General features: G+C 51.3%; 9 protein-coding genes. 4 read left to right on the top strand and 5 right to left on the bottom strand.

Translation table 11 applies throughout. The annotated features are described in order from the left end of the window. Nucleotides 1–30 precede the first annotated feature (30 nt). A complete protein-coding gene (locus HGH92_RS29875) occupies nt 31–975 on the bottom strand; it encodes a FecR family protein (protein WP_168874520.1) in 945 nt (314 codons plus the stop codon). A 166-nt stretch (nt 976–1,141) separates the two neighbouring features. On the opposite strand from HGH92_RS29875, the gene HGH92_RS29870 reads away from it, so the two are divergent. Beyond that, nucleotides 1,142–1,645: an RNA polymerase sigma factor gene (locus HGH92_RS29870; protein WP_168874519.1), complete on the top strand. Its 504-nt coding sequence runs from the start codon at nt 1,142–1,144 to the stop codon at nt 1,643–1,645. Between the two features lie 87 nt (nt 1,646–1,732). Here HGH92_RS29870 and HGH92_RS29865 read toward each other — a convergent pair whose 3' ends face one another. Continuing rightward, nucleotides 1,733–2,299, bottom strand: a complete 567-nt coding sequence (locus tag HGH92_RS29865) for an HdeD family acid-resistance protein (protein ID WP_168874518.1) — start codon at nt 2,297–2,299, stop codon at nt 1,733–1,735. 171 nt (nt 2,300–2,470) lie between these two features. Between HGH92_RS29865 and HGH92_RS29860 the strand changes: the two genes are divergently transcribed. Further along, a complete protein-coding gene (locus tag HGH92_RS29860) occupies nt 2,471–3,391 on the top strand; it encodes an acyl-CoA desaturase (protein ID WP_168874517.1) in 921 nt (306 codons plus the stop codon). A gap of 177 nt (nt 3,392–3,568) precedes the next feature. After that, nucleotides 3,569–4,570, top strand: coding sequence for an L-glyceraldehyde 3-phosphate reductase (gene mgrA / locus HGH92_RS29855; protein ID WP_168874516.1), 1,002 nt, complete (start codon nt 3,569–3,571; stop codon nt 4,568–4,570). A 22-nt stretch (nt 4,571–4,592) separates the two neighbouring features. Here mgrA and HGH92_RS29850 read toward each other — a convergent pair whose 3' ends face one another. Then, the gene (locus tag HGH92_RS29850) at nt 4,593–5,666 is read right to left on the bottom strand and encodes an NADH:flavin oxidoreductase/NADH oxidase (protein WP_168874515.1); all 1,074 of its coding nucleotides are present in this window, start codon (nt 5,664–5,666) and stop codon (nt 4,593–4,595) included. Nucleotides 5,667–5,909: 243 nt separating this feature from the next. Here HGH92_RS29850 and HGH92_RS29845 point away from each other — a divergent pair, with 243 nt between their 5' ends. Beyond that, nucleotides 5,910–6,626 (top strand): phytanoyl-CoA dioxygenase family protein, encoded by a 717-nt coding sequence (locus HGH92_RS29845; protein WP_168874514.1) that lies wholly within the window; start codon nt 5,910–5,912, stop codon nt 6,624–6,626. Nucleotides 6,627–6,763: 137 nt separating this feature from the next. On the opposite strand, the gene HGH92_RS29840 is transcribed toward HGH92_RS29845, so the two are convergent. Together HGH92_RS29840 and HGH92_RS29835 are read right to left on the bottom strand one after the other, a co-directional pair. Next, nucleotides 6,764–8,572, bottom strand: a complete 1,809-nt coding sequence (locus tag HGH92_RS29840) for a RagB/SusD family nutrient uptake outer membrane protein (RefSeq protein ID WP_168874513.1) — start codon at nt 8,570–8,572, stop codon at nt 6,764–6,766. 25 nt (nt 8,573–8,597) lie between these two features. After that, nucleotides 8,598–12,143, bottom strand: coding sequence for a SusC/RagA family TonB-linked outer membrane protein (locus tag HGH92_RS29835; RefSeq protein ID WP_168874512.1), 3,546 nt, complete (start codon nt 12,141–12,143; stop codon nt 8,598–8,600). Nucleotides 12,144–12,214: the final 71 nt, after the last annotated feature.

Raw genomic sequence — 12,214 nt, 5'->3', positions numbered from 1 at the left:
TGCCTTACAGACCAATGCAGGTGAATATGTTTATTGAATAATGATGCTGTCGTTCCGCTGCTGAAAATCAAGCTCCCAGATGAAAGCCAGGTGCTGTAACACTTTCGGCAGATCATTGGCCGGGAACACGGCGGTTACTGTTTGTTGTTGTGGTTTGCCGGCATAAATAAAATGCAGTCCATATGTATTTTCCAGTTGAAGCAATACTTCCTTAAATGGTGTATTGACAAAATTCAGCTGCCCTTTACGCCAACTGTCGGCGTGTGCAGGCGGAAGCTGTGTAACAGTTGTATGATGTGTATGTTTATCGAAGATGAGCAATTGCCCGGGGGACAGGATTTTTTCGCCGGAGAGGCTGTCGCAGGTAACGCCGATTTTGCCGCTTTGCAGGGCGATGCGTGTTTCTCCCGCGCCCGGCAGTGCGTTAACGTTAAAGGCAGTGCCATATACGCGGGCGGTGGTGCTGCCGGCTTGTAGCACAAATGGCCTGTTGGCATCAGGATGGATTTCAAAGAAAGCCTCCCCTGCCAGTTCCACCTGTCTGTCTTTTTTATTATAGGCAGATGAATAACGGACTACCGCATGTTTGTTGAGTGTAACGGTAGATGCGTCCGGCAGCTGGATGATACGAACGATATTGCTGTCGTTACGTATTTCCGTCCAGGCCAGCTGTTGCGGCGCAGACAAAGAGAATGCCCACCAGGCGGCGCCTGCAACGGCGGCCACGCATGCAGCAGCGGCGGCTGTGGTGAGCCGGCGCCATTTTCCTTTAGTCGCCGGCGCCATGGCAATCACCTGCGAAGCGAGATGGCGGCGTTCCTCTCCGGTGGAAGTTTGCGCGACGGCGTCCCAGTGCTGCTCCATGAATTGATCTATCCATTCAGCGCCCTGCTGGTCCAGCCACTGTTGCACCTGTCTGGCTTCTTCTGCCGGACAGTGTCCCTGAAAATATTTTATGATGCGTTCCTGGTCCATTTTTCGTTTAGTGCTTCCCGGTAGCCTGTCAGTCCCTCTCCGGAAGCCGTGTTTGAATAATACACGTACACAATGAAAAATGCCTGTACAAAAAAAGCGGGCTTAACAATTTGTTAATCTACGGGCAGTTAACACCACCGTAATTTTGCGGCGTACAAAAATCAACATGTCATTGGCACATCAACAGGAAGAAAGGCTGCAGCGGATAATAGACCAGACCTATGACAAACTTTTTGGGGTACTGTTCGCACTTTGTAAAGACCATGACCTCTGCGCCGATCTGGTGCAACAGGCTTATATCAGGGTATGGGAGAACCTTGACAGTATCCGGGACGATGAAAAAATAATCGCTTTATTAAAAGTCTATGGCAGAAACCTGTTCCTGGACGAACTGCGCAAAAAAGCGCGACAGGAAGAGGCGCTATCCCAATACACGCCGGAAACCACGGCCCCTTCCCCGGAAGAGAAATTAATGGAACAGGAGCTGCAACGCAGGCTGCAAACCACTATCAACCGTTTGCCGGCACAACAGCAGCAGATTTTCAGATTGCATAAAGAGCATGCCTATAGCTACAAACAGATTTCTACCCGGCTCAATATCACTACCGGTACTATAGAAACACAGATGAACAGGGCGCTAAAATTTCTGAGGAAAGAACTGGGACGATAAGTATTTCATCAAACAATAAAATAATATAAGATAAAAGGAGCAAGATCAAAGTGATACCTGCTCCTTTTGTCTTATATCAACATATAGTTACTGAAATAATCTCTTCATATGCTTTAGCCGGAAGGCGAAAATGATGCTCAATACACCGGTCACCCAGAAGGCCGCCGCCATCACGCCCAGGATAGTGGCCACTCCCAGGGCAGGGTTGTCCAGTATCACGATGGCGATCATGATCAGCAGGATGCCGCCCACCAGTACCCAGCCCCAGTTGGGAATTTTGTCTGTACTGAGCGCTATAGCGAACACAATCAGGCTGATGCCTTTGAACATGAACCAGAACCCCAGGAAAATGGGGATGACCGCCATGCTGATAGCCGGATACAACATCAGGATGAAACCCACCACCAGGTCTATAATGCCCGATGCCAGCGACCATCCCCAGCCATGCATGGAGCGCCGGTTGCCGGTAGCGAATATGATTTCAAAAATGCCGGTCACGAATAAGGTTACACTGAAAAAGATGCTGAGCAGCACATAACTGCTGAATGGATTACTGAAAACAATGAAGCCCGCAATAATGAAGATGATGCCATTGAGCAGATAAAGCCACCAATACTTTACATTGTTGCGGATAGCTGACAGGACCTGTGACATATATGAATTTTATTTTATTGTTATAAAATAATGACAATCTATATCTTCCTAACACCTGTACCCTTAAAAAGTTCGGGACGAAGACCCTCGGTTTGGCCGGTGAAATGCCCTAACTTTGTCAAAATGATTTAAATCATAAATTTAATAGACCACGGAAACTATATTTGCAGAATGAATAAGGCGATCAAGCAAGACAGAAAATCACCTAACTGGTGGCATCAAGTGGACTTTCTGGGAATTCATGCAGTTCCCCTGCTGGCATTTTTTACCGGCACCACTGCATTTGACTGGATACTGTGCGGCGTATTGTACGTAGTGCGCATGTTTTTTGTAACCGCCGGTTATCACCGGTATTTTTCGCATCGCGCATTTAAAACGTCGCGGTTCTTTCAATTTATCCTTGCAGGCGGCGCACAAAGCAGCTTACAGAAAGGTGCGCTCTGGTGGTCTGCCAATCACCGTATTCACCATAAACACAGTGACACGCCGGAAGATCCACACTCTGCCAATATCTATGGTATCTGGTACGCCCATATCGGCTGGATCATGGGCCCTGAATATAAACCTACCCGTTTTGACCTGATCAAGGACCACAAAGCGAAAGAACTGTTCTGGCTCAACAAATGGCACATGGTGCCGGCTGTGATACTGGCTATCGCCGTATATTTTGTGGGCAATAAAGTAAACGGCACCGGATGGTTCGACTGGACAGCGGGATTGTCTACCTTGTTGATAGGCTTCTTCCTCAGCACCGTTATTCTGTACCACGGTACCTTTACTATTAACTCCCTGATGCATAAAATCGGTAACCAACGCTATTATACCGGCGACCAGTCCCGCAACAGCCTTGTGCTGGCACTGATCACCCTGGGCGAAGGATGGCACAACAACCACCACTACTACCAGAGCGCTGCCCGTCAGGGCTTCTACTGGTGGGAAATAGACATCAGCTATTATGTGATCAAAACACTGGGCTGGCTTGGCATTGTATGGGATATCCGTCCTGTGCCTTCCAAAGTACAGAACAGCAACAAGCTGAAAGATATCCAGGCAGGACGTGTAGCCGTGCCCGAAGCACAATTACAGGATTAATTACGAATTACGAATTACGAATTACGAATTTTTTTAGCGAAGACCTGAGCGGATTACTGCTCAGGTCTTCGTTTTTTAGGTAAATAGTAATCTCCTCATATTAATTCGTAATTCGTAATTCGTAATTCGTAATTCGTAATTGATTATTATCTTGTTTGCCGGAAAAAAACACCTTACATGCAATATACACCAGCTACCGACAGATATGATGCCATGATGTACAACCGTTGTGGTAAAAGCGGCCTGCAATTGCCGGCTATTTCACTGGGCCTGTGGCACAACTTCGGCTCTATTGACAACTATGAAAATGGCCGTAGTATTATCCGGCGCGCTTTCGACAAAGGTATTACCCACTTTGACCTGGCCAACAACTATGGCCCGGTGCCAGGCAGTGCGGAAGAAAATTTCGGACGTATCCTCCGCCAGGATTTCACCGGACATCTGCGTGATGAACTGGTGATCTCCACCAAAGCCGGTTACCTGATGTGGCCCGGCCCTTATGGTGATAAAGGCTCCCGTAAATACCTTATCTCCAGCCTCGACCAAAGCCTGCGCCGCATGGGACTGGAATATGTGGACATATTCTACTCCCACCGCCCTGATCCTGAAACACCGATAGCAGAAACGATGGGCGCCCTGCATAGCATCGTGCAACAGGGAAAAGCGCTATATGTGGGCCTTTCCAACTATACCGCGGAACAAACCAAAGAGGCTGTCGCCGTACTGAAATCACTCGGGACCACCTGCCTGATCCATCAGCCTAAATACAGCATGTTTGAAAGGTGGGTGGAAAACGGTCTGCTTGATGTGCTCGAGACTAACGGTATCGGCTGTATTCCGTTTTCCCCGTTAGCACAGGGCCTGCTTACAGACCGTTACCTGAACGGTATTCCCGCAGGTTCACGCGCCAGCAAACCCAGCGGATTCCTCCAGGAGAATGAAGTATCAGGAGAGAAAATAGCGAAGATCCGGCAGCTCAACAGCCTGGCGCAGGAGCGCGGCCAGTCCCTCGCCCAGATGGCGCTGGCATGGATACTGAAAGACAAACGTATCACCACGGTACTGATAGGCGCCAGCTCCGTAGCGCAGCTGGACAACAACCTGGATACACTGAAGAACGTGTCTTTTACTTCAGCAGAACTGGAAAAAATAGAAAATATCCTGCACGGCCGGGGCTAACGCCCCGGGCCGCAGGCCTTTATCAACGGGGCTTCGCTCTTTCGTATTGCACCGGCCATTTAACGCCGGTATCGCCCAACAGATGGGCCGCCCGTAACGGGAAATAAGGATCGCGCAACAGCTCGCGCGCCAGCAGCACGATGTCTGCCCTTCCCTGTTCTATGATCGACTCTGCCTCTTGAGCGGTAGTGATAAGTCCTACCGCGCCGGTGGCTATCTTCGCTTTCTTCTTGATTTCTTCTGCAAAAGGCGTCTGGTACAACGGTCCCAGGCTGATCTTCTGATGCGGCACCAGTCCGCCGGACGAGCAATCGATCAGGTCCACCTCTTCTGCTTTCAACAGGGCGGCCAACTGCGTGGACTGCTCCAGGTCCCAGCCGCCGGGCGCCCAATCGGTAGCGGATATACGAACCAGCAGCGGCAGTTCCTTTGGCCATACTGCCCGTACGGATTCCACTGTCTGTAACAGCATACGTATCCTGTTGTCAAAGCTGCCGCCGTATTCGTCAGTACGCTGATTGCTCAGCGGCGACAGGAAACTGTGCAACAGGTAACCATGCGCCGCATGTATCTCCACTACTTTAAAGCCGGCCTGTAAGGCCCTGGCGGCGGCCTTCCGGAAATCGTTCAGCACTTCCAGGATGCCTTCCTGGGTGAGGGCCACCGGCATCGGATAGCCGTCATTGAACGGAATAGCGCTGGGCGCATACACGTCTTCCCAACCACCATCTGCCGGCGTTACCTTGCCGCTTCCCTCCCATGGCCTTCGCGTGCTGGATTTCCTGCCGGCATGTGCCAGCTGGATGCCCGGCACCGCTCCCTGTGCGGCAATAAATGCCGTAATACGTTGCAGCATCGGGATGTGCTCATCTTTCCAGATGCCGAGGTCCTGCGGGGAGATGCGGCCTTCCGGAGACACCGCCGCCGCTTCAGTCAACACCAGTCCGGCCCCGCCTACCGCCCGGCTGCCCAAATGCACCAGGTGCCAGTCGTTGGCAAAACCATCTTCAGAAGAATACTCACACATGGGTGATACCGCGATACGGTTACGCAGCGTGACGGTCCTCAGCTGCAGGGGAGTGAACAAATGCGCCATGGTCTCTCGTTTTATCTGCTTAAAAATAAGATATTCTGCCCGAACTACCATCTTATAAACAGATGCCGGAGGTGGACACAGCAAGCCCTGGTTATCCTATATAAAGCACCACACGCCGCTCCTTTAAAATAGCTACGGCAACGCATATGCTGAGATGGAAAGCCGATAAAGGCCCGGCTCCGTGCGTGTGCGTGCCACAGGGTAAATGAAGAATCATTCAACAAATAACCCCTACATTTGAAGATGACAGCAAATATCGAAGTACACCGGCAACAACTGGCCACGGAAGGCTATACTGTACTGGAAGATATCTTTTCGGGAGAAGAGGTGCAGGCGGTCCTGCAACAGGTAGCTGCTGCCGACACCAGTCAGACGGTGTTCCGTAAGACGGCCGATCTGTTTGCCATCCGGCAGTTCCTGCAATCAGTGCCGGGTGTACGGAACGCTATTTTTACGCCGGCATTACAGTACATCATTCATACACTGTTTGGAGAAGATTATGTACCGGTAAAGTCCATCTATTTCGACAAGCCGGGGCAGTCCAACTGGTTTGTGGCATGGCACCAGGACCTGACCATCTCCGTCAGCGAGCGCCTGCCAGTGGAAGGTTTTGGCCCGTGGACGGTAAAGCAGGACCAGTATGCTGTGCAGCCGCCATTGTCCCTGCTGGAAAATATTTACACCATCCGGCTGCACCTCGATGATACCGACGCACAGAACGGGGCGCTAAAAGTGATACCCGGCACACATTTACAGGGCATTGTAAGGCCGGACACTATTTCCCTGCAAGCCGCTCCTGAAGTAAGCTGCAATGTAAAAAGCGGTGGTATTATGATTATGCGGCCCTTGCTGATGCATGCGTCGTCACGCAGTACCAGTGGCGCCAGCCGCAGGGTGGTACATATGGAATTCTGCAACAGCGGACTTCCCGGCGGATTGATGTGGTCTGAAAAAATTTAGGAATTTTTTGATGTACGATTTTTTGATTTCGGCGATCATCGAAGCGGATGCACATAAAAAAAGATCGAAGCGATGAACTTCGATCTTTTTATTTTATTATTTATTCATTCTTATAATTTCACAAATCAAACTCCGATTTAGTACCCCGGGTTTTGAATCAACACTGACTTCCCGTTTTTCACGCTCAGGTCTATCTGCCGTTGCGGAATCGGGTAATACCTGTTCCTTGCGCTAAAATTACCGGTTGCAATATCAGAGGTGATCGTTCTCTCATAGGTAAAATAGCGGTTGATCTCTGTTTGTGCCAGTCCCCATCTTACCAGGTCAAAGAAACGATGTCCTTCCATGGCCAGTTCCAGCTTACGTTCGAATCGGACCGCTTTCAGTGCAAAATCTTTTCCACCACCGGCGAAGGCACCTGCCGGATAGGGGCTTACGTGATAATTGGCTGCAGGTTCATCGGTGGTACCACCCATAGGGTCATTGGGGTCAATATATTCCTTCACCCATCCTGCGGGATTGGCTGCACGTTCACGGACCATATTCACGTATGCCTGCGCCTTATCGAGGCTGCCGGCATTGGCCTGGCATTCGGCCGCCATCAGCAGTACGTCGGCAAAACGTATCAGTACATAGTTGATGGCATTGCCCGGCGCCCAGGCGTTACCGTCATAGAACTTGTCCTGGTTCACCTGCATGTAGACATTTTTGAGCGCGGCATAAGGGCCTGCTGACTGTTGGTTGCGTACCCATGCCATGCCCGGATGCAGGCCCCAGTCGAGGAATGGAATACCCCGACGGCCAACGGTCCAGTCCAGCCGCGGGTCCAGGTTGCCGTTATCCGGTGTAAAAGCTACGGTATCGGGCACGCCCATATCATTTTTTACCGGATGCTGATTAAAATCGTCAAGATAAGGCAGTCCGTCATCATTAGTACGGAAGGAATTCACCAGGTCCTGTGAAGGCTGATAAAAACCGCAGCAGCTGAAAGGGCCGTTGTACGGATAGTTCAGCATTTCGCCCTGATTGGCATTACCGGTACCACCGGAACCGTCATTGGCGCTGTATTGTATGGAGAAGACCGCTTCCTTGTTATTTTCCGTAAAAGCATCGAAGTTATCGTGGAAATGCTCCATCAGGCCAAATTTCAAACCTTTCGTCGTAACGCCGGAATTGATCACATCTTCCAGCAGCGGCAAAGCGGCCGCATACTTTCCCTGGAACAATAATGTTTTAGCGAGATAAGCCACGGCAGCCCACTTATTGGCGCGGCCCACCTCCTTTTGTGTTTCGGGCAGGTGATCCGCGGCATACTTAAAATCCGCTTCGATCATCGGCCAGATATCCTTATCATTCGGTACTTTATAATCATCTACCACCAGTTTCTGATAGTTGGCTGAATTTTCATCTACCCAGGGCACTTTATCAAACATCTTCTTGAGGTCGGAATAATAGTGGGCGCGCAGGAAGCGGGCCTCCCCTGCCACCACCTGTTTCTCCGCGTCGGTCATGTCGGTCACTTTGGCCAGCACGTGCAGGGTGAAGTTACAGCGACGAATTCCTTCATAGTCTACTCTCCATTTATCATTGAAGAAGCCGTTGCTGGAGTTGGCGACGAAAGTACCGATCTGGAGAATAGGTGCCGCATCGCTGGGGTCACTGCCTTTGTGGGCATCGCCACCGGCCACGCTGCCATAGATCCAGTTGTCCGGTGATACGGCGTAACCACTGCCACCGGAGAGGTTTTTCATATCGCCGTCCTGATAGTCCTGTCCGTCGAGCGCGCCATATGCGCCGATGAGCAGTGTGTTCACCCCTTTTTTATTGGTGAGTGCGTCTTCCTGCAAAGCAGATTGAGGTTCGCGCTCCAGGAAACTTTTGCTACAACCGGCGAGCAGCAGGGTTGTAAAAGAAGCGCCCAACACTATATGATAGAATGTTTTCATGGTCTTTAATTTAAGTGAGCAACGATTAAAAAGCCAGGTTCACCCCGATGAGGTATTGGCGTTGATTCGGGTATGCGCCTTCGTCCACGCCGAAGTCGGTGATATTGGAACCGCCGATTTCAGGATCGATACCCGAATATTTGGTGATGGTGAACAGGTTGGCTGCCTGCACATATACCCGGAACTTCGTGATGTGTAAGCGTGACAGGGAGCCGGCCGGCAGCGTATATCCGAGCGTTACGTTTTTAGCGCGCAGATAGGCGCCGTTTTCCACCATATAGGAGTTGGGAACGCCTTGTGTGCTGACAGAGCCGTCCACTTCCTGTATGGGTGCTTTGGCATCTTTATGGTCAGGGCGCCAGGAATCGTAGAGCGCTGTTTTACTCTTTGCGCTTTCGAATGATGAATAGAAATCGCGCCACCAGCGGACGTTGTTCCATATCTGGTTGCCATGTGTACCGAAGAGGAAAATATTGAAGTCGAAGTTTTTGTAGGCTACGCCGATATTGATACCGTAGGTGAAGTCCGGGTTAGGATTACCGAGGAAAGTGCGGTCGTCCGGCGTAATGCGGCCATCGCCGTTGATGTCTTTATAGCGGAAGCGTCCCATGCCGGCGCCTTCCTGGTAGAAAGCGTCCGGGTTATTGGTGGCTTTCTTTACTTTATCGTCTGCATCGGTTACTTCCTGGGCGCTGTTCCAGAAGCCTTCGATCTGATAGCCGAAGAACGAAGACACCGGATGGCCTACTGCATTACGGATAATGTTGCTGCCATCGAAGCGGCGGCTGTCACCATCGAAGTAGTCCACACCGTCGGCGATCTTTATGATCTCGTTTTTGTAGGTCGTGAGCGTACCGGTAACATTCAGTTTCAGTTTGTTGCTGAATTCCTTGTGCCATCCGACAGAGAAATCGAAGCCATGGTTTTTCATCTGCGCGATATTCACGAACGGCTGCGCGGCCGTACCGGCGAGGCCTGGCAGCTCAGGGTTGTACAGCAGGTCTTTGATGTCTTTGCGGTAATAATCGATAGAGAAGTCCAGTTCACCTTTGAACAGGGACGCGTCCAGGCCGATGTTGGCGTTGACATCACTTTCCCATTTTGCATCGGGGTTACCGATCTGCATGCCTGCGAAGCCGGCCGTAAGGCTGTTGTTGGTGCCTGCCAGGTCGTAGTAGCTGGCGCTGCGTTTGCCGCCATAGAGGAAGTACCCGTTGTTGACGCTGAGATTGAGCTGGTTGCCCATGATGCCCCAGCCGCCACGGATTTTCAGGTCGCTGATCCAGGTGAGCGGTTTCATGAAGGCTTCCTCGGAGAGGCGCCAGCCTGCTGTTACAGCGGGGAAGGTGCCGAAGCGGTTGTTGATGAATTTGGAAGAACCATCACGGCGGATAGTGGCGCTGATGAGGTATTTATCACGGAAGGAATAGTCCACTCTTGCGAGGAGCGAATACAGTCCTTCCTGTTCGCGGTTGCTGTAGTTTGTCTGAGTGCCGGTGCCGGTGCTGAGGTCAGGGAAATTGGGATCGAAAGTAAAGTAGTCTTTGGTAGTGCCGCCTACAGCGCGTTTGCGGCTATCGAACGCTTCTGTGCCGGCCAGTATTTTCAGGTCGTGTGTATTATTAAAGCGCTGGTGATAGGTCAGCGTGTTGGTCCATGTCCAGCTGTGGCCGTTGTTAGAGCCTTCCGAGTAGGAGTTGGAAGTATTGTTTTCCTTGTTCTCATACTGCGGATAGGTAAAGGAGTGGGACCACCCGGAATAGATCTCACCGCCAAAGCTGGTACGGAAGGTGAGGTATTTCAGGAAGTCCACTTCTCCGTAGATGTTACCAAACAAACGGGTGTTAAGGCCTTTGTTGTTTCTGGTGCGAGCCTGCATCGCTACCGGGTTATAGGCATCTCCGAGGGCATCGCCCCAAGAGCCAGCAAAATTGCCTTTGATATCATACACCGGTATGATGCTTTGTTCGCGCATGGCGTGGCCGATGGCCGCGTCGGAGCTGTTGATTTCCACAGCAGGGTTTTCCGTCATCGAAAAAGCGAGATTTTCCCCCACTCTGATGTGATCAGTGATGTTGTACTGGGTATTGGAGCGGATCGTATATCTTTTCAGATAGGTGTTCAGCAACGTACCCTGTTGATTAAAATAATTGAGGGAAAAGAGGTAATTGCCGCGGTCCCCGCCACCGCTCACGGCCACGTTGTGGCTGGTGATGGGGGCCGGGCGGAAGACTTCATGATACCAGTCAGTCCCGGCCTTGTTGGCACGTACAATGCGGTAAAAGTTGTTATAATCGTTTTGATCAGTAAAGTTGGGATTCACATAATATTTGGAAGGGTCTACAGCGGGATCGCCTTCCATGGCGCCATCGGGGGTGATATAATCGGGGATGACCGGCGCATTGCCGTTGCCATATTGCGGGGTATGTGGATTAAGGCCGGAATTGGTATAGGCCATCCAGCGGAGCTGTGCCTGTTCTGTGGGATTGAGGGTATTCCAGACATTGCCTTTTTTCGGGTATTGGCGGCCGTAGTACCCGTCATAATGAACGGATACTTTGCCGGTGCCCCGACGGGTGGTGATAACGATCACGCCGTTGGAGGCGCGGGCGCCGTAGATAGAGGCAGCGCCGGCATCTTTCAGTACCTGGAGGCTGGCCACATCGTTGGGGTTGAGGTCAGCGATATCTGTTGTGGGCACGCCGTCCACCACATACAGGGGGGAGTTGGAGCCGAAGGTGTTGATACCGCGGATTCTGATCTGTGGCGCCTCACCTGGTTGACCGGAACCGATGACCGTCACGCCTGATGCCTGTCCTTGCAGCTGTTCCGTTACCTGCGCCGTTGGTTGCCGGTTCAACTGCTCAATGTTTACCACTGCCACTGACCCGGTGAGGTCTTTTTTCTTCTGTGTAGTATAACCGGTGACCACAATTTCATTCAGTGCGCTGGCACCTTCTTTCAGGGTGAAGTTCACCAGCTGTCTATCGCCAACGACTATACGCTGTGTTTCAAAACCGATGAAGGTCACTTCCAGCTGGTCGTCGCTTCTGCCGGGCACGGAGATGGTATATACGCCGTCCGCGTTGGTAACGGTGCCGATGCTGGTGCCGGGTATTTTTACGGTCACGCCGGCGATGGGATTTCCTTTTTCATCTTTCACGGTACCTTTCACCGGGCGCTGCTGCAGCGGGCCTGAGGAGGTAGCAGGCGCTGCGGGCGCTGTTTTTTCGGTGATCATGTAAAAGTGGTCCCTTAATTTTTCGAAATGCAGGTTAAATGGTGCCAATGCTTTATGCAGTGCTTCTTCCACTGTCTGGCAGCCGTCGACGGACAGTTGAACCCTTTTGCTTTTCACCAGGTTGCTTTTGTAAGCGATAGATACATTAAAACGTTGTTCTATCAGGTGCAGCACATCTTTCAGGGAAGACTCATCAGGTTGGCCCATAGTTCCCGGACGCAGGGGCGTCGCAGGAGTGCCGGTGGCAGCCAGGGCCGGGACAGCAACCGATTGAAATAGGAAATACAGGGCTAAAGAGGGCACTAGCGCCACACGTAAACCTCTTTTCATGTGAACGGGTTTTGACGATTAATATTAATAATGAGATTTTGGTTGCAGCAAAAGGTGGCCTGCCTTTTACG

The sequence above is a fragment of the Chitinophaga varians genome (assembly GCF_012641275.1).
In the GTDB taxonomy this organism is placed as follows: Bacteria; Bacteroidota; Bacteroidia; order Chitinophagales; family Chitinophagaceae; genus Chitinophaga; species Chitinophaga varians_A.
The sequence above is the reverse complement of the archived record's forward strand: the minus strand, read 5'-3'. Positions and strand labels throughout refer to the sequence as shown.

Excerpts from the sequence above, each read along its gene's own strand:
- HGH92_RS29875 (WP_168874520.1), bottom strand. The coding sequence starts at position 975 with ATGGACCAGGAACGCATCATAAAATATTTTCAGGGACACTGTCCGGCA.
- HGH92_RS29870 (WP_168874519.1), top strand. The coding sequence starts at position 1,142 with ATGTCATTGGCACATCAACAGGAAGAAAGGCTGCAGCGGATAATAGAC.
- HGH92_RS29865 (WP_168874518.1), bottom strand. The coding sequence starts at position 2,299 with ATGTCACAGGTCCTGTCAGCTATCCGCAACAATGTAAAGTATTGGTGG.
- HGH92_RS29860 (WP_168874517.1), top strand. The coding sequence starts at position 2,471 with ATGAATAAGGCGATCAAGCAAGACAGAAAATCACCTAACTGGTGGCAT.
- mgrA (WP_168874516.1), top strand. The coding sequence starts at position 3,569 with ATGCAATATACACCAGCTACCGACAGATATGATGCCATGATGTACAAC.
- HGH92_RS29850 (WP_168874515.1), bottom strand. The coding sequence starts at position 5,666 with ATGGCGCATTTGTTCACTCCCCTGCAGCTGAGGACCGTCACGCTGCGT.
- HGH92_RS29845 (WP_168874514.1), top strand. The coding sequence starts at position 5,910 with ATGACAGCAAATATCGAAGTACACCGGCAACAACTGGCCACGGAAGGC.
- HGH92_RS29840 (WP_168874513.1), bottom strand. The coding sequence starts at position 8,572 with ATGAAAACATTCTATCATATAGTGTTGGGCGCTTCTTTTACAACCCTG.
- HGH92_RS29835 (WP_168874512.1), bottom strand. The coding sequence starts at position 12,143 with ATGAAAAGAGGTTTACGTGTGGCGCTAGTGCCCTCTTTAGCCCTGTAT.